Origin of the sequence: Mesorhizobium sp. M2E.F.Ca.ET.209.01.1.1, assembly GCF_004010375.2 — a bacterium.
In the GTDB taxonomy this organism is placed as follows: Bacteria; Pseudomonadota; Alphaproteobacteria; order Rhizobiales; family Rhizobiaceae; genus Mesorhizobium.
This window is the reverse complement of the sequence record NZ_SADP02000018.1, coordinates 23365-44217: the sequence shown is the minus strand read 5'-3', so window position 1 is coordinate 44217 and position 20853 is coordinate 23365. Positions and strand designations below refer to the sequence as shown.

Annotated in this window: 17 protein-coding genes; 1 reads left to right on the top strand and 16 read right to left on the bottom strand. The window is 65.2% G+C overall.

Translation table 11 applies throughout. The annotated features are described in order from the left end of the window. Positions 1-7 precede the first annotated feature (7 nt). Positions 8-721, top strand: a complete 714-nt coding sequence (locus EN852_RS26870; protein WP_127863973.1) for a transcriptional regulator NanR — start codon at positions 8-10, stop codon at positions 719-721. A 6-nt stretch (positions 722-727) separates the two neighbouring features. Here the strand turns inward: EN852_RS26870 and EN852_RS26865 are convergent, their stop codons facing one another. From EN852_RS26865 to EN852_RS26790, 16 genes are all read right to left on the bottom strand, one after another. Then, positions 728-2635 (bottom strand): hypothetical protein, encoded by a 1908-nt coding sequence (locus tag EN852_RS26865; protein ID WP_127878345.1) that lies wholly within the window; start codon positions 2633-2635, stop codon positions 728-730. Then, positions 2632-3666: a Gfo/Idh/MocA family oxidoreductase gene (locus EN852_RS26860; RefSeq protein WP_127878343.1), complete on the bottom strand. Its 1035-nt coding sequence runs from the start codon at positions 3664-3666 to the stop codon at positions 2632-2634. The genes EN852_RS26865 and EN852_RS26860 overlap by 4 nt, the downstream gene beginning before the upstream one ends. Positions 3667-3668: 2 nt before the next feature. Further along, on the bottom strand, positions 3669-4733 hold the full coding sequence (locus EN852_RS26855) for an ABC transporter permease (RefSeq protein WP_127878341.1): 1065 nt from the start codon (positions 4731-4733) through the stop codon (positions 3669-3671). Next, a complete protein-coding gene (locus tag EN852_RS26850; protein WP_127878339.1) occupies positions 4730-6277 on the bottom strand; it encodes a sugar ABC transporter ATP-binding protein in 1548 nt (515 codons plus the stop codon). The genes EN852_RS26855 and EN852_RS26850 overlap by 4 nt, the downstream gene beginning before the upstream one ends. After that, a complete protein-coding gene (locus EN852_RS26845; RefSeq protein ID WP_246694410.1) occupies positions 6274-6891 on the bottom strand; it encodes a DUF2291 family protein in 618 nt (205 codons plus the stop codon). Before EN852_RS26845 ends, EN852_RS26850 begins: the two co-directional genes overlap by 4 nt. 126 nt (positions 6892-7017) lie before the next feature. Beyond that, positions 7018-7959 carry a D-ribose ABC transporter substrate-binding protein gene (locus tag EN852_RS26840; RefSeq protein ID WP_127227879.1) on the bottom strand — a complete coding sequence of 314 codons (942 nt, stop codon included), beginning with the start codon at positions 7957-7959 and terminating at the stop codon, positions 7018-7020. 284 nt (positions 7960-8243) lie between these two features. After that, on the bottom strand, positions 8244-9071 hold the full coding sequence (locus EN852_RS26835; protein ID WP_127863967.1) for a phosphogluconate dehydrogenase C-terminal domain-containing protein: 828 nt from the start codon (positions 9069-9071) through the stop codon (positions 8244-8246). A 109-nt stretch (positions 9072-9180) separates the two neighbouring features. Further along, entirely contained in the window at positions 9181-10221 is a 1041-nt protein-coding gene (locus EN852_RS26830; protein ID WP_127878337.1) for an ABC transporter permease, read from the bottom strand. After that, positions 10218-12692, bottom strand: a complete 2475-nt coding sequence (locus EN852_RS26825) for an ATP-binding cassette domain-containing protein (RefSeq protein WP_127863965.1) — start codon at positions 12690-12692, stop codon at positions 10218-10220. The genes EN852_RS26830 and EN852_RS26825 overlap by 4 nt, the downstream gene beginning before the upstream one ends. 72 nt (positions 12693-12764) lie before the next feature. Then, the gene (locus tag EN852_RS26820; RefSeq protein WP_127863964.1) at positions 12765-13787 is read right to left on the bottom strand and encodes an ABC transporter substrate-binding protein; all 1023 of its coding nucleotides are present in this window, start codon (positions 13785-13787) and stop codon (positions 12765-12767) included. A 300-nt stretch (positions 13788-14087) separates the two neighbouring features. After that, entirely contained in the window at positions 14088-15026 is a 939-nt protein-coding gene (locus tag EN852_RS26815; RefSeq protein WP_127863963.1) for a TIM barrel protein, read from the bottom strand. 15 nt (positions 15027-15041) lie between these two features. Further along, entirely contained in the window at positions 15042-15908 is an 867-nt protein-coding gene (locus EN852_RS26810; protein ID WP_127863962.1) for a TIGR01459 family HAD-type hydrolase, read from the bottom strand. Then, positions 15905-17179, bottom strand: coding sequence for an FGGY-family carbohydrate kinase (locus EN852_RS26805; protein WP_127878335.1), 1275 nt, complete (start codon positions 17177-17179; stop codon positions 15905-15907). Before EN852_RS26805 ends, EN852_RS26810 begins: the two co-directional genes overlap by 4 nt. Then, positions 17176-18249, bottom strand: coding sequence for a class II aldolase/adducin family protein (locus EN852_RS26800; RefSeq protein ID WP_127863960.1), 1074 nt, complete (start codon positions 18247-18249; stop codon positions 17176-17178). The genes EN852_RS26805 and EN852_RS26800 overlap by 4 nt, the downstream gene beginning before the upstream one ends. Then, a complete protein-coding gene (locus EN852_RS26795; protein ID WP_127878333.1) occupies positions 18249-19766 on the bottom strand; it encodes a glycerol-3-phosphate dehydrogenase in 1518 nt (505 codons plus the stop codon). The genes EN852_RS26800 and EN852_RS26795 overlap by 1 nt, the downstream gene beginning before the upstream one ends. 46 nt (positions 19767-19812) lie before the next feature. Beyond that, positions 19813-20853 (bottom strand): 2-hydroxyacid dehydrogenase, encoded by a 1041-nt coding sequence (locus EN852_RS26790; protein WP_127863958.1) that lies wholly within the window; start codon positions 20851-20853, stop codon positions 19813-19815.

Below are 20853 nucleotides of genomic sequence, written 5' to 3'. Positions count from 1 at the left end.
CGCTGCGATGAACCGTTCGGAACCGATCATCCGACGTAAGCTTTCCGACGAAGTCTTTGTCAGGCTGAAGCGCCTCATCGCCAGCGGCGAGTTGCAGCCGGGCGACGATATGCCGTCCGAGCGCGAGTTGATGGAGCGCTTCGAGGTCGGCCGGCCGGCAATCCGCGAGGCCATGCAGGCGCTAAGCAATATGGGGCTCGTCGCCATCTCGCATGGCGAGCGCGCCAAGGTGCTGCAACTGACCGCCAAGTCGATCATCAAGCAGGTCGACGGCGCGGCCAAGATCATCCTGTCGTCGTCGAAGGACACGCTGGAGCATCTGAAGAGTGCGCGCATCTTCTTCGAGCGCGGCATGGTCCGGGAAGCGGCCGAGAAGGCCACGCCCGAGGACGTGCAGCGGCTCAAGGCAATCGTGGCCGAGCAGCGCGCCGCGCGCGGCGATGCCGAGGCCTTCATATCCGCCGACATGCGCTTCCACACACAGATCGCGGCGATATCGGGCAATCCGATCTATGTCGCGGTCAGCGAGGCGATGCTCGGCTGGCTGAAGGAATACCACACCGAGATGCTGATCTGGACCGGCAAGGAAAAGTTCACGCTGACCGAGCACGAAGAGATCATTGGCCGCATCGAGAAGAAGGACGCCGAGGGCGCCGAGAAGGCGATGATCAAACACCTCGAACGCTCGCGCGCCCTCTATGTGCTGACGTCGGAGAAATAGCTTCGCTCAGCCGATCCTGGCGATAGCGTAGGGCGGCATGGTGAAGCGCCCTGGAACCGCATCGGGTACAAGCGTGCGTTCACCCGCTTCGCCCCAGACGGTGACCGGCCCTGCCGCTTCGCCGACAAGCTCGGAGGCGTCGATCGGCACATCGTGCGGGGTGACGTTTGCCAGCCACGCCGTGATCGCGCCGGTCGAAGAGCGGCCTGCCAGCACCGCCACACGGTTCTCGTCGCTGGAGCGCGCAGCGATGTGCGTCTGGCCGGCCAGCGCAGCGAGACCCTTGACCGCGTGGAAGATCGGCCGCGGCGTCCCTTCCTCGATGGCGTCGCCGGCCCGCGCCAGCACACCGAACGATCCGGCGAAGCTCGAGAGCGTCAGCAGCTCGAGCTCGGCAGGTACCACGCGCGCGGCATAGCCGATCGTCCAGGCCGCCGCGAACAGCCCGACATGGCGCGGATCGCGATTGGCCATGGCGATGCGTTGCCCGTCGGGATTGTCCTTGGTCGCCCCGCCATATGGATTCTGCCGCATGGCGATGGTCGAGGGGCCGATACGGTAGGGTTTTGCCCCAAAGATCGCCCGTGTCGACTGTGTAATGAAAGGCAGGGCCTCCAGAGATTGCATGACACTGAGGTCGTCGGCCGCGTGCACGATCGGGCAGGTGCAATGGGTGATGAAATCGAGCTGCGCCGCTGGAACACGCTTGCGGTTGAGTTCGGTAAAATAGCTGAACATGCCGCCGCCGAGGCGAATGCCGGGGAAGGCGCGGCGTGCCGCGGCATAGACGTCTTCCAGCGCCGGGCAGGCCGGCCAGGCGCTGCCCGGCGGCGTCGACTGCCGGTCGACCGAAGGCGAGACCGCGATGGCGTCGAGCCGCAAACCCGCCTGGCGCACCATCGCCGCGACTGCGGAGAGTTCGGCATCGAGATCGCCATCGCAGGCAACCACGCATTCGAGCGTCGTCGCGGCGGAGAAGGCGCTGGCCAGCGCGGCATGGGCTCGCAAGGCATCAAGCCCATGGCCGCGTGTCGGGTCGTAGTGAAGCAGAAGCTGTTGGGGGCCAAGTTGCGAGAGGAGCGGCAGCTTGCCAAGCGCCGCCTCGACATCCTCGGGATAGATCACCACGCCGAGCTCGGGCAGCTTCGATCCGGCCTCGCCTGGTTCGACGCGCACAGGTTCCGCACCCGCCGCGGCGGCCGACGACTGTCCGTCGTCCGTAATGCGCAGCGCGATCGTCTGCCGATTGGTTTGTCCGGCCGGCAGCACATAGGGCCATGGGAGTTCCAGCGGCCGCACATAGGTCTTGTAGGACGCGTCCGACCAGTTGCGCTGATCCTCCATCTCGAAAGTGTCGCCATCCATTCGGCATTCAGCGCTGACGCCAGGGCGAACCTGGTGGGTGATGGCGCGCATATCCTTGAAAGGCTGCCAGGGGTCGATCAGCAGCGGCAGTTTTGTGTCCACCACGCGGCCGTCCGTGTGCTCGACCCTGACCGGACTGCCGGCAAGGCCGGAGATCGGATGCAGGATGCAGAAGCCGCAGCGATTGGTCTCGAAATCGCTTTCGGGCAGCGCGCTCACATCGAAAGCCAGGCGACCGTCGGCATGGCCCTCGATCCTGGCGTCAAAGCCGAGCCGGCTTCCGTCCGTTCCCTCGCACCGCGCCGAATAGCGCGCGCTGAAACTGTCGTCATGCTGTTCGATGACCAAGTCCGACAGCGCCGGCTCATAAGTGCCCCAGTCGCGGTCGCGCACGATATAGGCGATGGCGCGCAGCACCTCGACGCCGCCATGACGGATGGTGCGCAGATTGCCATTGACGAAATCGGCGCTGAGTAGACCCGCACTGAGCCGGACCGGTTCGGCTTCCACCACGCGTGTGCCGTAGAGGAGGAACCGATCCGTGGTCATTGGAGCAAATCGTCGATCCGCACCGGCTGCCGGCTGGCGGCGCCGGCATAGGCCGCCTCGACCAGGGCGAATGTCTTCAGGTTGTCGGCGCCGGATGTCGCCGGCTCGTTGCCCGCCGTCAGGCAGTCCACCCAGTGCTTCTGGATCGCCAAAACGCTTTCCTGGATGTTGTGCCACGGCCGCGATGCCCAAGAGAGCAGCGGCGGCGAGACGTCGGAAACTCTGGTGCCGTTCTTGCCGGTGACCGTCAGCTGGTAGCCCTGCGAAAGGCGGATCGTGCCCTCGCTGCCGTCGAGCTCGATCAAGGTCTCGGGGAACGGTTCGACGGCAAGCTTCGTGGCATAGCTGCAATCGACTACCGACGTCGCGCCAGCTTCATGGTCCATCAGCATCGTCGCCACATCCTCGCCGGCGATGGCGGGATTGACGCGCGTGGTGCGTGCGGTGAGGCTCGACACGTCGCCGAGAAGGAAGCGGGCGATGTCGAGGATATGGATGCCGAGATCCTCGATGATGAAGCGCTTTCCCGTCGCCAGATAGGGCTGGCCGGAAAACACGTCATAGGCGGAGCGGAAGGAGATGCGGCCGAAGAACGGCGTGCCGATCTCGCCGCTGTCGAGCACGGCGCGCACCGCCTGGATCGGCGACTGCCAGCGGAAATTTTCATGCACCATCAGCGGCACGCCGGCCTCAGCGCAAGCCTTCACCATGACCTTGGCGTCGGCAAGCGTCGGCGCGAACGGTTTTTGGCAGATCACCGGGATGCGATTGGCGGCGGCCAGTTCCACCAGGGGCCGATGGCTGCCGACAGTGGTGGCGATATCGACGAAGTCGAGTGTCTCGCCGGCAAACATCGCGGCCGCGTCGTTGTAGCGCCGCTCGATGCCGAACTGGTCGCCGACTGTCCTGAGGCGTTCCGGATCGGGGTCGCAGATCGCCACAATCGAGGCGCCGTCAATGTCGCGCCAGCCATGCATCTGGTTGACGGCGAAGAAGCCGCAGCCGATCAGTGCTCCACGCAGCTCCGCCATGGTTAGCTCACCTTCGCCATCTGCATGAGCGTCACGCGGCTCTGCAGCCGGCGCTGCGCCTGGTCGATCACCACTGCGACAATGATGACGAGCCCCTTGATCACCATCTGCCAGAACGAGCTCACCCCCATCATCACCAGCCCGTCGGAGAGAATGCCGATGACGAAGGCGCCGACGATGGTGCCGCCGATCGTGCCGCGCCCGCCCGACATCGAGGTGCCGCCTAGCACCGCCGCCGCGATGGCGTTCAGCTCGAAGCTCTCGCCCGTCGCCGGGTGCGATGCCATCAGCTCGGAGGAGATGATGAGGCCGACAATCGCCGCGCAAAAGCCGGGGAACATGTAGACGAACATCTTGACCATGTTGACGCGAACGCCCGAGATCCGTGCCGCGCGCTCATTGCCGCCGACGGCGAAGATGTGGCGGCCGAGCGGCGTGTTGCGGGCGAGATAGGCGGCTCCCAGCGCCACCACGACGAGGATCCAGATCGAGACCGGGAGGCCGAGCAATTTGCCGGCGCCGAGATAGCCGAAGCCGGTGGTGCCGAGTTCCGGCTTGCCGACGAGGTTGGGAAAGGTGCGCCCGTCCGACGACAAAAGCGCCAGGCCGCGTGCGACATAGAGCGTGCCGAGCGTGGCGATGAAGGGCGCGACGTTCAGCCTGGTGATCAGCAGTCCGTTGACAGCCCCGATCAAGATACCAACCAAAAGCGTAATGAGGGCGATCTCGACGACGTTGAAATAGACGGTGTAGCCGAATTGCAGGTCGACGCCGTTGAGGACGAGATAGCCGGCGACCATGCCACACAGGCCTACGATCGAGCCGACCGACAGGTCGATGCCGCCGGTGACGATGACGAAGGTCATGCCCATGGCGAGGAAGGCGTTGAGCGCGACATGCTTGGCCATCAGGATCAGATTGGCGGCAGAAAGGAAATTCGGCGCCGCGACCGAGAAGAACACCAGCACGGCGATCAGCGCGATGAAGGTCCTAAGCTTCATCAGCGTCAACAGCACGGAGCCGCTGGATGCGGATGACGCGGCAGCCTTGGCTGGAATGTCGGTCATCGGCGTTGCTCTCCATGCATAGGTCCGTGGCCAAGCGCCGAAGCGGCCACGATCGCCGTCTCCGTCGCCTCGGCGCGATCGAACATGCCCGTCAATTTTCCATTGCTCATCACCGCGATCCGGTCGGACAGCGCCATCACCTCATCTAGATCCGAGGTGGCGAAGAGGATGCCAAGCCCATCGCGCGAAAGCTTGCGCATGGTGCGAAAGACGTCGGCCTTGGCGCCGACATCGATGCCGCGGCTGGGCTCGTCCATCAGAAGCACTTTCGGCCCGGTGAGCAGCGCCTTGCCGATCACCACCTTCTGCTGGTTGCCGCCCGACAGCGACGACACTTCCTGCGCCGGATCGGCGACCTTGATCGAGAGCTCCCGCACCATCTGGGTCACCGCCTGCCGCTCCGCGCCGCCACGGATGTGGAAAAGGCTGACGAAGCGCGACAGGCTGGCCAATGTCAGATTGCTGGCGACCGACAGGATCGACACCAGGCCCTCGCGTTGCCGGTCTTCCGGGATCAGCGCCAGGCCGCGCTGGATGCGCCGCGTCGTGTCGCGCTCCTTCACCTGCTTGCCGTCGATGAAGATCCTGCCGCTGGCCTGGCCGTGGCGGCCCATGATGCAGTCGAACAGCTCGCTGCGCCCTGCCCCCATCAGTCCGTAGATGCCGAGGATCTCGCCGGCGCGCAAGGACAGCGAGACGTGATCGACCGCCAGCCCGCCGGTGACGCGCGGCAGGCAGATATCCTCGGCGCGGAACACTTCTGCGCCGGGTTGATGGCCATCGGCCTTGGCGAAATCCTTGGCGTCCGAGCCGATCATCTGTCGCACGATCCACTGCGTGTCGACGTTTCGCATCTCTTCCTGGCCGGTGATGCGGCCGTCGCGCAGCACGGTGATGTAGTCGCCGATGCGGATCAGCTCTTCCAGCCGGTGCGAGATGTAGACGATGGCGACCCCGCGCGCCTTGAGGTCGGCGATGACCCTGAACAGGATCTCCACTTCGGCCGCGCTCAGCGCCGAGGTCGGCTCGTCCATGATCAAGATGCGTGCGTCAAGCGACACCGCCTTGGCGATCTCGACCAGCTGCTGCTGGCCGATGCGCAAATCCTCGACCAGCATGTCCGGCCGGATGCCGGCTTCGAGCTGTTGGAGGAATTCGGCGGCGCGGCTCTCCTGGCCCTTGTGGTCAATCTTGCGGAAGACGTTGGTGAGCTCTCGCGTGGCAAAAACGTTCTCGGCGACCGAGAGATTGCCGAACAGGTTCAGCTCCTGGAATACCATGCCGATGCCGCGGCTTACAGCGTCGCCCGAGGAGGAGAAGGACACCTCGTTGCCGTCGAGCAGAACGCGGCCGGCGGTCGGCTGTTCGACGCCGGCGATGATCTTCATCAGCGTCGACTTGCCAGCTCCGTTCTCGCCGACCAGCACGTTGACCGCGCCTTTGCGCACCTCGAAATTGGCGTGCTTGACCGCAACGGTGCCGGCATAGACCTTGGAGATGTCCTCCAGCTTGAGGATGACATCGTGACCGGGTGAGGCGCTCATGGCTTCGGCCCGATCTCGGTCTCCGCCGGAGTCACCAACGGCAGGTCCTGGCCGCTCTCGATCGTGTAAGCGCCGAGCACTTTCGCGGTTCGGCCCTCGAGCCCATCGCGCGGCAGCTTGGACAGCACCGTCTTGTCGGCATAGGCATTGAAGGCCTTGCCGAACTGGGCGAAATCGATCTGGTTGGTGAAATCGTTGAACTGGACGAAGTTGAGGCTGTCGCGCAGCGCGGTGCCGCGCATCGCGGGCCCGATCTGCACCCGCGCATCCGCCTTGCCGTCGCCATCGACGTCGACGTCGACGGTCGCCGCGCGCGACTGGGTGTTGGTGGCGACGATCTTGCCTTCGATGCGCACCGCGAAGGTCCATGGCGAATTCGCCTGCTTCTTCGGATTGCCGTATTTGGCGCCGGCGGCGGCCTGATCGGTCTTGGCCAGCGCATGCACTTCTGCGAACGGCCCGGCTTTCTGCTGCAGATAGGGAATGACCTTCGAGGCCCAGATATCCTCGACTTTCTTGTCGGGGTTGAAGGCCGAGCTGTCGGCGCTGTCGCTGCCCCGCGCCGATGGGGTCGGCAGGATCTTGCAGCCGCCGAGGCCGATGGCTGCCGTCATCGCGAGAATAAGCCAAGTCTGCATCGCACAAGTCGGCTTGGTCATGGCAATCAAGGGCACCCGGAAAATGAAATGGAGGCGAGGGACGAACGCGCGTCCGCCCCTCGCAGCTTCTATCGCGCCGGCTTAGTTCTTGAGCGCGAAGGTCTCCAGCTTGGGAGCATTGTCGGCATTGATCAGCACGCAGTCCATGAGCTGCTTTTCCTTCTCCGGCGACTTCTTGTTTTTGATGAAGTCGTTGGCCTGCTCGACGGCCATCTGCGCCTGGGCGAAGGCCGGCTGCAGCACCGTCGCCTTGATGCCGCCGGAGGTGATGGAATCGCGCACGTCGTTCGAGCCGTCGAAGCCGACGACGATGACGTCCTTGCGTCCGGCGGCGGCAAGCGCGGCGTAGGCGCCCATCGCCATCGTGTCGTTGCCGGAGATCACGCCCTTGATGTCCGGGTTGGCCTGCAGGATAGATTCCATCTTGGAATAGGCCTCGGTCTGGCTCCAGTTGGCCGACTGCTGCGCGACCTTCTTCAGGTCCGGATAGTCGTCGATGACGTCGTGGTAACCCTTGGAGCGGATGCCGGCATTGGTGTCGGACTCCTTGCCGACCAGCTCGACATAGTTGCCCTTCTCGCCCATCAGCTTGACGAATTCCTGCGCGCCGAGCTGGGCGCCCTGGTAGTTGTTGGAGACGATCTGCGCCACGGCGACGCCGGTGGCGTTGATCTCGCGGTCGATCAGGAAGGAGGGCACGCCGGCGTCCTTGGCCTTCTGCACGGCGGCGACGGTGGCGTCGGCGCCGGCATTGTCGAGGATGATCGCCTTGGCGCCGCGGCCGATCGCGGTGTCGATCAGCTGCGACTGCTTGTTGGCGTCGTCGTCATGGACCAGCACCAGCGTGTCGTAGCCGAGCTCCTTGGCCTTGGCCTCGGCGCCGACGGCCTCCGCCTTGAAGAACGGATTGTCATGCGAGGGCGTGATGATGGCGATGAGGTCCGCCGCGTAGGCCGGCATCGCGGTGCCGAGTGCGAGCACGCCGGCGAAAGCGGCAAGCGTCATTCTGCGAGTGAGTTTCATGAAGTCCTCCCGTTGAAAAACCTGCCCCGGACGACCGAGGCTATTTGTCTGAATTTGTCAGGCGGTGCAGCTGCGTCCCTCGGGTTTGAAAGCCTTGCCAGCTTCATCCGAACTTTGTCCTGCTGCTCGCCGTCCTTCGTCCTCCGTCGTCGGATTCCCAGAAGTCCGAGCCGGAGCAGCTAAAACCAACTGGTATGATGAGTCAATCATTAATTCAGGTGATATGTACCTGATTCACGACTCGTCCAGTTCGCCATCTTTCAAAAATTCGAGCCGCCGGCGCCTCAGGTGATGCGCTGGATACTGGCGGCGATCTCCTCCGGCTCGAAGACCCGCTTCCAGTCGTCGCGCATCAGCACCGGCTTGCCGAATTCGATCGCCTTGTTGCAGGCGTCCGAGAACACGCCCTTGGTCTCGCCGAAGATGACGGCGCCGAGCACATTCATGTGGCCGAGCAGGAAGTCGAGCGCCGCCTGCCGGTCGACGCCGCGCGCCACGACCTCGTCGAGCGCTTCCTTCATGACGACGAGCAGCGACGCACAGACCGTCTCCGAGAGCCCGGGTTCGAGCAGCGCCATCTGCTCGACGGTGACGCGGTGCGAACGCATCACCGGCGCCCAGATGATCTGGGCGATCTTCTCGCCCTTGGCGTAGTCCGCCTCCGGCCCCTGCATCAGGGCGCTGACGAAATGCTGCTTGGCCTTTACGCCGCCGAAGAAATCCTTCTTGGCCGCCATGTCGGTCTCGTCGTTGAAGATCGGCGGATGGCACGGATGCGTGACGAAATAGGTCAGATCGGGCCGCTTTGGCAGGTGGCCGGCAAAAGGCGCTGCCGCGTCGAGCACGATGACCATGGTGCCGGCCGCGAGTTTGCTCTCGATGCCGGCTGCGACCTTGCCGATATGCGTGTCGGGAACCGCCAGGATCACCACTTCGGCGCCGTCGAGCGCTTCATCGACACTGAGCGTGTCGATGCCGAGTCCGGATTTCAGACGCTCCTTGCCCGCCTCGCTGATCTCGACATGGCGGATGCTGTAGGGGGAACCGCGAAAATTGGTCGACAGGCGGTAGCCCATTTTGCCCCCGGCACCGAACAGCGCGATCGTCGTCATCTAACCTGCTCCTGATGTTCAGACGACGGCGGCGCCGATCGTCATCTTGTATACTGGTATGATCACTCTACCAAATTTTGGCAAGAAGCATTGTTTATTTTGTTTCCCGTCATTTCGGTAGGGCTGTAGCTGTGTCCGCTCTCGTCTTCGTAGCGGCGCCCTTGTCACCGTCCGCAAGATCGGCAGGCGCACGCCGCGCCAACGCCTGGCGCCCGGCCAGCGCGAGTACGAAGATGACGACGATGCCCTGCACGATGTCCTGAGCGCCCGGCGGCAGGCTGATGATCTGCATGGTGGTGACGATTAGGACGAGCAGGATGCTGGCGAAGAGCGTGCCGAGCGCCGTCGCCGAGCCGCCAAAGATCAGCGTTCCGCCAAGCACCACGGCGGCGATCGACTGCAAGAGATAGGGCTGGCCCATCTCCAGGAAGGCGCCGCCGATATAGGCGCCGAGCAGCAGCCCGTCGAGCGACGCCAGCACCGATGAGATGATGAAGGCCGACGCGATCACCCGGCCATTGCGGATGCCGGCAAGCCGCGCCGCGGCGCGGTTCTGACCGACTGCCGACAGGAGCTGTCCGAATACGGTGTAGCGCAGCACGAAGGAGGTCACGGCTACTCCGACGATGGCGACAACGGCCATGATCGGTACTCCCCCGATGCGCCCCGTCGCGAGATCCTTGAGAGAAGGGCTGACGGCAAAGCCCGGGATCGCCTTGTTCGACAGAAGCGTCGCGGTCGCCAGCACATAGCCTGTCGCCAATGTCGCGATGATCGCCGGAATGCCGAGGCCGACGACGAGCAGCGAGTTGAGCGCCCCGACCGCAAGACCAAGCAGGATGGCGGCGACGACCCCGATGGCGAGGTTCGCGTCCTGGCCCTTGATGGTCAGCAGCGCGACGAAAGCACTGAGCGTGATCACCGACGCCACCGACAGGTCGATATTGCCGCGCCCGGTCGTCAACACGAACATCTGGCCGATGCCGACCACCGTCAGGAAGGACGCCGACAAAATGACGCCGGAGAGGCTGGAGAGGCTGAAGCGGCTGGTGACGATGGAGAGCACCAGCCAGAGGATGAGCACGCCGATCGCGGCCCAGATCCAGCGGTTGCGCTGCGCCCAGAGGCCGAATGTGGCGAGTGCGTTCATGGCTCGCTCCTGCGGTCGGCGGTCAGGCTGCGCAGCGTGAGCAGCGCGATCAGGATCAGCCCTTGCGTGGCGGCGTTGTAGTCGCTGCTGACGCTGAGCGTGCCGAGCAGCGCGCCGATCAAAGACAGCGTCACCGCGCCGGCGACCGCGCCGACCGGCGAGATGATGCCGCCGAGCAGCGAGCAGCCGCCCATCACTACGGCGGCAACGCTGAGCAAGGTGTATGAATTGCCGGAGTTGATGTCGCTCGCCGTGTTGATGGCGGTCAGCGACAGGCCGGCGGCGCCTGCGAACAGGCCGGCGATGAGGTAGCGCACCAGCGCGTAGCGCGTCGGCGACCATCCCGAGCGGATCATCGCGGCGGGATTGTTGCCGAAGCCGCGCAGCACCACGCCGAGCGGCAGCCGGTCGATGACAAGCACGATCAGCGCCACGGCCACGATCATGAAGATCGAGGTGGGCATGAAGCCGATCGACCAGCCGAAGAGCGTCGACAGCCACTCGGGGCTGGCGCCGCCCGGTGTCGGCTGCAGCGCGTAGCCGATGCCTACCCAGATGAAGGACGCGCCCAGCGTGACGACGATGGCCGGGATCTTGCGCGCCTGGATGACGCCGCCAAGCCCCGCATAGGCGGCGAGCGCGGCCGCCAGGGCCAGCGCGCCGAGCCATGGCTGGTCGTAGAGCAGCGTGGCGCTGAGCACGCTGACCAGTCCGGCGAAGGCGCCGACGCCGAGGTCGATCTCTGAGCCGCCGACAATGAACATCTGCGCCGCTGTGACCAGCACCAGCGACAGCGCCGGCATCAACAACAGGTCGAGCCCGAACGTCGAGGCGACCGCCGGGTTGATCGCGATCATGATGGCGAGCACGGCGGTAAGTCCGATGAAAGGCGCGGCATTGACCAGCTTGCGCCCAAGCCTCGCGGGCGCGGTCCGCTTACTGGCGGCGCGCGCCTGGCCGTCCGCCGAAAGCGCGAAGGAGGCGCCGACGATCGCCTGCTCGGTGATCGCCTCGCCGGCTAGTTCCTTCACGATCCGGCCGCCGGAAAAGACCAGCACACGGTCGCAGGCGAGCAGCTCGGCGTCCTCGGTCGTGTGCCAGACCAGCGCGCGGCCGCCGCGCGCGACCTCGTTGCAGAGCCGGTAGAAATCCTGCTTGGTGGCGATGTCGACGCCGCGCGTCGGATCGTCGAGCAGGATGACCGGCGTGTCGGCGACCATCGCCCGCGCCACCAGCGCCTTCTGCTGGTTACCGCCGCTGAGATCAGTGATGTTGGACTGGAAGCGCTTGTCGTCGAGCCGCAGCTTGCTGGCGGCGCCGATGGCCGTGTCGCGATTGGCGCGATCGGAAACCAGCCCGATCGCTGGCCTGCGGGCAAGAGCGCCGATGCTGATGTTGGAAAGCACGCTCCACAGCGGGAATACGCCTTCCTTCTGTCGGTCGCCGGCGATGAAGCCTGCCTCCGCCCGCCTGGAAACGCCCGCATGCTGGTTTCGGTCGGGGCTGAAGATAGCGTGCAGCAATTCCTTCTGCCCGCTGCCCTCGAGGCCGGCCAGCCCAACGATCTCGCCGCGCACGATGTCGATGTCGCGGCCGAGCGTGGCCGTCAGCGGCCCGGAGAGCCGCACGAGCACGTCCTGGGAGGACGCGGCGGTGACGGGGTGCTGGTGGACCGGATTGGCGTCGCCGCCCATCAGCTGCACCAGCTTGCCGATCGAGGCGTCCGCGGCATGGCCCTGCCAGGCTGTGCGGCCGTTGCGCAGCACCACGACCTCGGTGGCGATGTCGATGATTTCCTGCAGCTTGTGGCTGATGAAGATGAAGGCGAGTCCTGCCTTCGCCCGCTCGCGGATGAAGGCCCGCAGCTGTTTCGAGCGGTCGAGATCGAGCGAGGATGTCGGCTCGTCGAGCACGATGAGCTTGACGCCCGGTGTCGCCGCGGCGCGCGCGATCTCCACCATCTGCCGCTCGGCGATGGTCAGGTGTCCGACCTCGGCGTCGGCATCGATGCCGTTGCCGGGGAAAACGGCATCGAGCGCCGCGCGGGCGCGGGCTCGGTAGAGCGCGCGCCAGCCCGGCCGGCTTGCCGAGTCGGCGGGGGTTTCCAGGAAGAAGTTCTCGGCGACCGACAGGTTGGCGCAGAGCGACAGCTCCTGATGCACCATGCGGATGCCGCGCCGCTGCGCTTCGCCGGTGTCGTATCCGGCGAAAGCTACCTCCTCGTCGGCGAAACAAATCGAACCGAGAGTCGGCCACATCGCGCCGCACAGGATGCGCATCAGCGTCGTCTTGCCGGCGCCGTTGCCGCCGACAAGTCCGATCACGTCGCCGGCGCGAACGGAAAGATCGATTCCCGCATTGGCAAGCGTCGGGCCGAAGCTCTTGGTGATGCCGCTCAGCGAAACGACGCTCGGCCCGGCAGGAGCCGCGGCGGCAGCGGTGGCCTGTACGGCGACGGCGATATGGGACATTCGTCCTCCGATTCATGGCGGCGAGACCGGGCCCGGCCGTGCGGCCAGCGCCCGATCCCTGGGCCGGTCGCCTTACTTGCTGAGCAGGTTCTGCTTGACCCAATCCAGCGAGTAGCTCGGGCTGATGATCTGGCCGCCGGGCAGCTTGGCGTAATCCTTCAGGTTGCCGGCATCGACGGTTGCTACCGGCATGATCATCAGCTTCGGCGCCTTGGCGCCCTTGAGCAGCGACAGCCCGAGCCAGAAGGCGGCGCCGCCGATGCCCGGCGTGGTGTTCATGGACACGGTCTGGTAGCCGTTCTTGGCATTCTCCTCGGCCCACCATTTGACGAAGTCGGTGCCGCCGCCGCCTTCGATGACCGGCATCTTGTCCTTGTAGTCGCCGCCATACTGGACGAAGGCCTGGGCGATGCCGACATCGTCGCTGCCGCCCTGGCCGAGCACGGCATCGACATGCGGCAGCGAGGGCAGCACGTTGGCGATCGCCGACTGCGCGACCGATGCCGTCGCCTGGCCGTAGACGGTCGCGACCACCTTGATGTCCGGATATTTGGCCAGCACCGATTGCTGCGCGTTGAACATGTCGTTGTCGGGCGCCGAGCCCTTTACGCCGCGCACCTGGATGACATTGCCCTTGCCGCCGAGCATCTTGAAGACGGCCTCGGCCTGGGTTGCCTTGTAGCCCTTGAAGTCGAAATTCAACTGATAGTTGCACGGCGCCGAGGCGACCGAGTCGAAGGAGATGACGATGATGCCGGCCTTGCAGGCCTTCTCGATGATGCCGTTGACGGCGGTCTCCGAAGCGGCGTCGACGGCGAGAACGTCGACCTTCTTCAGGATCAGTTCGGCGATCTGGCTGTTCTGCTGCGCGACCGAGCCGTCGCCGTTCATGACGATGTAGTCGGCGATCTGTCCCGCGGCCTTGGCTTCCTTGGCCGAAGCCTCGAACGCTTCCACCATCTGATGACGCCAAGTGTTGCCGTAGTAGGCATTGGCGAGCGCGATGACCGGTGCGTCCGGGGATGCCTGCGCCGGCAACGTCGCAACAGCCACCAGCCCGGCGCTGGCAAGCGCCGCCACAATTGAAACCTTCATTGTATTCCTCCCAGAAAGACAACAGCGCATAGCGGCATCTAATGAGAATGACGCCATGTCAGGTACACATTATACCAGCATACCAATTAGGCAAGCGCCCTTCGGTTGCATTCTGAACGCTGGATGGAGGCGGCGCGAAGGCCTGACCCATGGCATCGCCGAGGCAGGCAGCATGGCGGAGTTCATCGGACCATACGCTCGGAACGTCGCTCCATGATTTCGTATGGGATCGCCGGCCACCCGGTCGGACGCAAGGGTCAAGGCGAGACGGCAGCCTTCAACGCTGCGAGCTTGGATCGCCTACTTTCGCGGCGCCAGCGCCGACCTGCCCGCATCGATGAAGGGCGCCCAATAGTCGACCGACTCGCGGATCATGGCCACGACCTGGTGGTCGACCGGCTCGCGCTCGCGGAACGACAATTCGAGGCAGATTTCGTTGTCGGTGCCGCCGCCGCGCCGAACCGTCTCCAACAGCTTTTCCGGGGTTATGCGGCCGTCCTTGTTGTAGGCGGCGGTGAACGGCCAATGGCCGCCCTTGTTCATCGACGACTGCTTGATGTGGATGATCGGCGACTGCCTCGGGAAGGCCTCGGCCCAGGCATAGGGGTCGATATCGTCGGGATTGCTCGACGTGACATCGCCATGGTCGATGTCGACCATCATCAAGAGCGGAATGGACAGATTGGCCGCCTCGATCTGCTCGTGCAGCGCCCGGCAGTTCTCGATGGTGTGGCCGAATTCGCGGCCGACCGACATCGGCTCCCAGAACAGATAGGTCAGTCCGGCCGCCCTGGCATGTTCGGCCACCTCGCGCCAGCACTCCATGGCGATGTCGAGCAGCCGGGCGCGGCGCTTGGGATCGTCATAGTCCTGGTGGGTGAAGATGGCGAACTGCGTGCCCATGCTTGTGGCGCCCAGTTCGGCCGAGATGTCGGCGAAAATCTTGAACCAGTCGACATAGTAGCGGCGTACATCGGCATCCGGATGGCCGAAATGGTTGAGCCTGCCATAGGGGCCGGTCATGCACGACGTGACGCGCACGCCAGTACGATCCAAAGCGGCGCGGAATAGGCGGATGAATTTCGCGATCGTCGCCGCCGGCCAGCCCGGATTGACGAACTCATGCGTGAGCTGGACATCCCTGATGCCGATGCCATAGGCGATCGCGTCGATCAGGTCGTCGGGATCGGCGAAGCGGTTGACCAGCGGATTGGTGTTGAGGGACAGCGTGAAAGCCATGGCTTCACCTCCTGCTCAGACCTGCCAGACGAAGCCCGGCAGGATGAAGTCCGGCCGGGCGTCGTGACGCGCAAACAGCTCGCTGAGTTGCTGACCGCTCATTTCGGCCAGTATGCCCGAACGCACCAGCGCCGACGGCAGGCCGGCGCCCGATGCGCCGGCTATGTCGTGTTCGATACTGTCGCCGATACCGACAACACGTTCGCGCGGCGGGTTGCCCAACATTGCGAGCGCCGCGTCATAGATCGCCCTATGCGGCTTGCCGATCCATTCGACGTTGCCGCCCAGTTCCTCGTAGAGTTCGGCGATCCTGCCGGCGCCGAAACGCTGACCCGATTTCGTCAGCATGATCCTGTCCGGATTGGTGCACAGGCAGGGCACGCCGGAGACCGCGGCAGGGGCCAGCATCTCGCGATAGTGATTGAGCTCGAAACGGTCACCCTCGCTTGCCGAAAGCAGGATGATTTCGGCCCGACCGGCGTCGTCGACCAGCACGATGTCGAGACCGTCGACGGCACTCGTGTCGCCATCGCGCGCAATCAGCAGGCAGCGCGTGCCGCGGGGGAGACCGGGCTGCCCGGCCAGCCCGGCAAAGCGCCGCCAGGCGACTTCGCCGGAACTGACGAAGACGTCCCAGGAGCCGCGCTCGAAGCCGAGTCCGACAAGGCGATCCTCGTTAGGCGCCGCACGCTTGCCGGAATTGGACAGAAGCACCACGGATTTTCCAGCGGCCTTCAGCTTCGACAGCGCCGTGATTGCTCCCGGATAGGCGACGCTGCCATCATGCAGGACGCCGAATTGATCGACAATGAAATGATCGTAGCGGCCGGCCAGGTCGGCGAGATCGCGCAGCGTCACGGGTTTCGTTGCCGCGATGCTCATAGCAAGCCTGCCTGGTGCGCGCCCTGCAGCGCCAGCCTTGCCGTACCGGCCGCCGCCTCCTCGGAAAGCGCTTCGAAAAAAGGCACGCGCAGTTGCCTTGCGCGGATTGCCGTCCACACAGGGTTGCGGGCGCCGCCACCAACGCTGCGGACGGAACGCAGCGCCGGCCCACCGAGATCGGCAAGTTGCCGGTAGCCGCGCGTCTCGATGGCGGCAATTCCTTCCAGCATCGCCTGCAGGAACAGCGCGTCGTCCGCCGGGCGCGGATCGAGGCGCGGCGCGAGGCCCGCATCGGCGATCGGAAAGCGCTCGCCGGTGCCGATCAATGGGTAATAGTCGAGGCCGGTCGGCCGGTCCGGATCAATTGATCCGGAGAGCTCGACGATGCGCTCGACGGGGAAGAAATGCGCCAGCACCTTGCCGCCGGTGTTCGACGCACCGCCGGCCAGCCACGCGTCGCCGATGCAATGACTGTAGATGCCGTATTTGGGCGCGAACAGCGGTCTTTCGCAGAGCACCTTCAGAGTCAGCGAGGAACCAAGAGCCGTGACGGCGTCACCGACATTCTTCGCTCCCGTGGCGAGGAAGGAAGCGCAGCCATCGGTGGTGCCAGCGACCACGACCACGTTCCCCTCAAGGCCGAAATTCTGCGCGGCCCCAGCGCTGACCTTGCCGACGGCAGTGCCCGGGGGAACGACACCTGGCAGCAAAGCCATGTCCGCGCCCGTCCCCCCGATCCAATCCGGCCAACTTCGGCGGACCGGGTCATAGCCGGTCTTCAGCGCATTGTTTTCGTCGCTGATATCGAAACGGCCGGTCAGGCGGCCGGCGATCCAGTCGCCCTGGTGGAGGATGCGAGCCGGTGTCAGCATGCCCTGGAACTGCAGCAGCTTGGCGAGGCCGGAAGTGGCGCCATGGGCGGCGCTTTCCGGCGGCGCGTGGGCAGCGATCGCGGAGAGGATCGCCGCGTCCTCGACCTTGTCGGAATACATCAATGCCGACGCGAGCGGCTCGCCGGCATTGTCGATCGGCAGCATCGTGCCGGAAGTGCCGTCGACGGCAAGCGCGCGCACCCGACTTCTATCGACCAGGGCGAAGAGGGTCTTCAAAGCGGCTTCGGTAGCGCGCCACCAGGTCGACGCGTCCCGCCAATCGGTTCCGAAATCGGCAAGCGCGACGCCGGCTTGCCCGTGGATCGCGCCGCCAGGATCCATGGCGACGGCGCGCACGCCGGAGGTGCCGACATCGATGCCTACGACCAGCGCCGTCATTGCAGGGTCGTCCCGGCGCGCCGGTTCAGTTCCTGGCGGTATTTCTCCGCATCCCAGTTCAAGAGCTCGCCATTCTGTTCCGGGCTGAGATAGTTGACGCGCGCGGCCGGATCGACGCGCGCGACGACGTCAGCGAGGCAGCGCGCCATCGCCTCGGCGCCGGCGTTGGCGTCCCGCCGAATCAACACGCCCTTGCCAGGAAACAGGATCGACATCGGTGGCTGTTCGCCGGCCGTGCCGGTCCTGGCCGCGACGGTGGCGGCGTTCTCGTTAGGGCCGGCGATCACCGAGCCAACGCCGAGGAAAATGACATGGTCGGGATAGAGGCTTCCGGCCGCCGCGATGCGACAGCTGGCAAGATCGGTCGCCACTGCATGCGCTTCGATGGCGGACGGAAGCCGGTAGTCGCTGCCCATGGCGAGGCGGATCAGCGCGTCGATGTCGGGTTGAGCCGTCGCGCGCGGCGGACGCGCGAGCAGTCCGCTGACGCGCCTCAGCAACAGGCTCGCTTCCTCGACGGTGTCGGCGGCGACAACCAGTCCGTGATTGCCGAGCACCAGCACATCGGTACGAGGCTTCAGCCGCTCGGCAATGCCTTGCGCCAGCGGCAGGCCCGGCCGGCGATACGGCACGAAGACCCAGTCCAGCCCGCGCAGGCGCTCGGCGAGCAAAGCTTCCGCATTGGCCTGCACGGCAATCGCAATGGTCTCGACGCAATGGACGTGGACGACGATCCTTTGCGGCAGCAGCGCATGCACCGTCGTCTCGATCGAAGGCCGCAGGCGATGCGGATTGAGGTCGGCCGGCGTGAACTGGTCGGCCTTCTCGGCCGCCGGGCTGCGGTGGGCGACCGCCTCGAGCAAGGGCGCCAGTTCCACCGGCACCATGATGTCGCTGGTGGCCGCATTCATCAGCCAGGTGCCCGACGCCTTGATCCACAACAGGCCGGCCTGTTTGAGGGAGGTGTTGCCACCGGCGCCCTGGACCAGCAGGGGATCGGCGCCGACGCTGGCCGACAGCACGCGCAGCGCCCGCAACTCGGCGTCTTCCTGATCGATCCGAACAACCATCAGCCGGCCTTCGCCAATCGGTTGGCGCACCAATCCTCGAAGGTAGCTCGCTCAGCAGTCGACATATGCAGTCCGTGCTTGGTGCGGCGGTCGAGAATATCGGCCGCGGTCGACGCCCACTCATGCTCGAGGAGATAGGCGGCCTCGCGTTCGAAGAAGTCCCTGCCGAAGCGCCGCCCGAGATCGTCAAGCGAGCCGGCGCCGCCGACCAGGGCGCGGGCGCGGGTGCCATAAAGCCGGCCGTAATGCTTGAGCAAGGAAGCCGGCATCCACGGATAGTCGCGACCGAGATCGCCCAGGAATTGTTCGAAATCGGCGTTGGCGATCTCGCCGCCCGGCAAATGCGCTTTCGCAGTCCAGGCTTTGCCCATCTTCGGCAAGAAGGGCTCGATGCGATCCAGCGCGTGCTCGGCGAGCTTGCGAAAGGTGGTGATCTTGCCGCCGAAGACCGAGAGCAGCGGCGCATGGCCGGACGGCGCGTCAAGCTCGAAGATATAGTCGCGCGTCACCGCGCTCGGATTGTCGGCGTTGTCGTCGTAGAGCGGCCTGACACCTGAGAAGGAATAGACGACATCGGTGCGGGCGAGCCCGCGCTTGAAGTAGCGGTTGACGACCCTGATCAGGTAGTCGATCTCGCTTTCGTCAGCTTTGACGTCCTCCGGCCGCCCCTCATAGGGAATGTCGGTGGTGCCGATCAGCGCCAGATCGTTCTGGTAGGGGTTGATGAAGATCACCCGCTTGTCATTGTTCTGAACAAGATAGGCCTGCCGCCCTTCCCAGAATTTCGGCACGACGATGTGGCTGCCCTTGACCAGGCGGACATTGCGCCTGGAGTTCTGGCCGGCGACGCGGTTGACGACGTCGTTGACCCAAGGACCGGCGGCATTGATGAGTGCCCTCGCCCGCACCATTGTCTTCACGCCGGTGCCGCCGTCTCGCATCTCTACGACCCACAGGCCATTCTCACGGCGCGCGGCGGTGCAGGCGGTGCGGGTCAGGACCTTGGCTCCGCGCTGCGCAGCGTCGAGCGCGTTGATGACCACCAGCCTGGCATCGTCGACCCAGCAATCGGAATATTCAAAGCCGCGCTTGAAGGCGTCCTTGATCGGCGCGCCCTCAGGCGCGGTACGAAGATTGAGCATTCGAGTGGCAGGCAGCCGCTTGCGGCCGCCGAGATGGTCGTAAAGGTACAGGCCCAACCGCACCAGCCAGGCTGGCCGATCGTCCGGACTGTGCGGCAGCACGAAGCGCATCGGCCAGATGATGTGCGGAGCGGATTCGAGCAACACCTCGCGCTCGATCAGCGCCTCGCGCACCAGGCGGAACTCGTAATATTCGAGATAGCGCAGGCCGCCATGGACGAGCTTGCCGGAGCGCGAACTGGTGCCTTCGGCGAGATCGTCCTTCTCGCACAGAATGACGGACAGGCCGCGTCCAGCGGCATCGCGCGCAATGCCGGCGCCATTGACGCCGCCGCCGATGACGAAGAGGTCGACGATGTCGCTATCGCCGCTCATCCCGATCGAGCCCCGGTGCCTGTTTGCCGCGTCATCGCCGCCGCCCTCAGCATGGATTGACCGGTGGCAGGCCGGCCAGATAGCGGCGCACTTCCTCGGCCGCCTGCTCGGCGGCATAGGTGACGGTGCGCACCGAAGCGCCGGCAATATGCGGCGTCAGCGTCACATTCGGCAGCTGCAGCAGCGGCCAGTCGGCAGGCACGGGCTCGACCGCGAAGGTTTCCAGCATGGCGCTGGCGATCTGGCCCGATGCCAGCGCGTCGTACAGCGCGTCATAGTCGACCAGCGGCCCGCGCGCGGTGTTGATGAAGATCACGCCGGGCTTCATCCTGGCGATGGTGTCCTTGTTGACCAGGCCACGGGTCTCCTCGGTGACGCGAGGATGGATCGTGACTACGTCGGAGCGGCCGAGCAGGTCGTCCAGCGCGACGAGCTCGACGCCGGCATTCCTGTCTTCCGCGCTCAGTTGCACATAGGGGTCGCAGACCAAGATGCGGCAGCCGAAGGCGCGCAGCAGGCACACGACCTTGGTGCCGATATTGCCATAGCCGACGACGCCGACCGTCATTTCGCTGAGCTCGCGGCCGGTGCGGTCCGCGCGGTAGAGATCGCCGCGCCACTCGCCCTTGCGCAGCGCCTCATGACCGACGCGGATCAGCCGCGTCTCGGCGAGGATGGCGCCGATGGTGAATTCGGCGACCGCGCTGGCATTACGTCCAGGGACGTTGACGACGCGAATGCCATGGGCCCTGGCGGCGGCCATGTCGATGTTGATCGGACCGCCGCGCGAGACCGCGACCAGCTTTAGTCCCGGCAGACGCTGCATCATGCCTTCCGAGAGCGGCGCCAGTTGGGTGACCAGGATCTCGGCATCGCTGATGAAGTCCACCACATCGTCCGGCCGACCGAAATATTCCTTGACCTTGTCGAGGCCGAGCGCGGGATTGCCGAACTCCATCGGTTCGTCCGGCCAGGCGCTTTCGAGCGTGCGGATGTCCAGGCTGTTGCCACAGGCCTTCTCGATCTCCGACCGGAACACCTCCGGAAGCATGAAACGGTCGCCGATGATCGCAATCTTTCTGTGCAT

Excerpts from the sequence above, each read along its gene's own strand:
- EN852_RS26870 (WP_127863973.1), top strand. The coding sequence starts at position 8 with ATGAACCGTTCGGAACCGATCATCCGACGTAAGCTTTCCGACGAAGTC.
- EN852_RS26865 (WP_127878345.1), bottom strand. The coding sequence starts at position 2,635 with ATGACCACGGATCGGTTCCTCCTCTACGGCACACGCGTGGTGGAAGCC.
- EN852_RS26860 (WP_127878343.1), bottom strand. The coding sequence starts at position 3,666 with ATGGCGGAGCTGCGTGGAGCACTGATCGGCTGCGGCTTCTTCGCCGTC.
- EN852_RS26855 (WP_127878341.1), bottom strand. The coding sequence starts at position 4,733 with ATGACCGACATTCCAGCCAAGGCTGCCGCGTCATCCGCATCCAGCGGC.
- EN852_RS26850 (WP_127878339.1), bottom strand. The coding sequence starts at position 6,277 with ATGAGCGCCTCACCCGGTCACGATGTCATCCTCAAGCTGGAGGACATC.
- EN852_RS26845 (WP_246694410.1), bottom strand. The coding sequence starts at position 6,891 with ATGACGGCAGCCATCGGCCTCGGCGGCTGCAAGATCCTGCCGACCCCA.
- EN852_RS26840 (WP_127227879.1), bottom strand. The coding sequence starts at position 7,959 with ATGAAACTCACTCGCAGAATGACGCTTGCCGCTTTCGCCGGCGTGCTC.
- EN852_RS26835 (WP_127863967.1), bottom strand. The coding sequence starts at position 9,071 with ATGACGACGATCGCGCTGTTCGGTGCCGGGGGCAAAATGGGCTACCGC.
- EN852_RS26830 (WP_127878337.1), bottom strand. The coding sequence starts at position 10,221 with ATGAACGCACTCGCCACATTCGGCCTCTGGGCGCAGCGCAACCGCTGG.
- EN852_RS26825 (WP_127863965.1), bottom strand. The coding sequence starts at position 12,692 with ATGTCCCATATCGCCGTCGCCGTACAGGCCACCGCTGCCGCCGCGGCT.
- EN852_RS26820 (WP_127863964.1), bottom strand. The coding sequence starts at position 13,787 with ATGAAGGTTTCAATTGTGGCGGCGCTTGCCAGCGCCGGGCTGGTGGCT.
- EN852_RS26815 (WP_127863963.1), bottom strand. The coding sequence starts at position 15,026 with ATGGCTTTCACGCTGTCCCTCAACACCAATCCGCTGGTCAACCGCTTC.
- EN852_RS26810 (WP_127863962.1), bottom strand. The coding sequence starts at position 15,908 with ATGAGCATCGCGGCAACGAAACCCGTGACGCTGCGCGATCTCGCCGAC.
- EN852_RS26805 (WP_127878335.1), bottom strand. The coding sequence starts at position 17,179 with ATGACGGCGCTGGTCGTAGGCATCGATGTCGGCACCTCCGGCGTGCGC.
- EN852_RS26800 (WP_127863960.1), bottom strand. The coding sequence starts at position 18,249 with ATGGTTGTTCGGATCGATCAGGAAGACGCCGAGTTGCGGGCGCTGCGC.
- EN852_RS26795 (WP_127878333.1), bottom strand. The coding sequence starts at position 19,766 with ATGAGCGGCGATAGCGACATCGTCGACCTCTTCGTCATCGGCGGCGGC.
- EN852_RS26790 (WP_127863958.1), bottom strand. The coding sequence starts at position 20,853 with ATGCACAGAAAGATTGCGATCATCGGCGACCGTTTCATGCTTCCGGAG.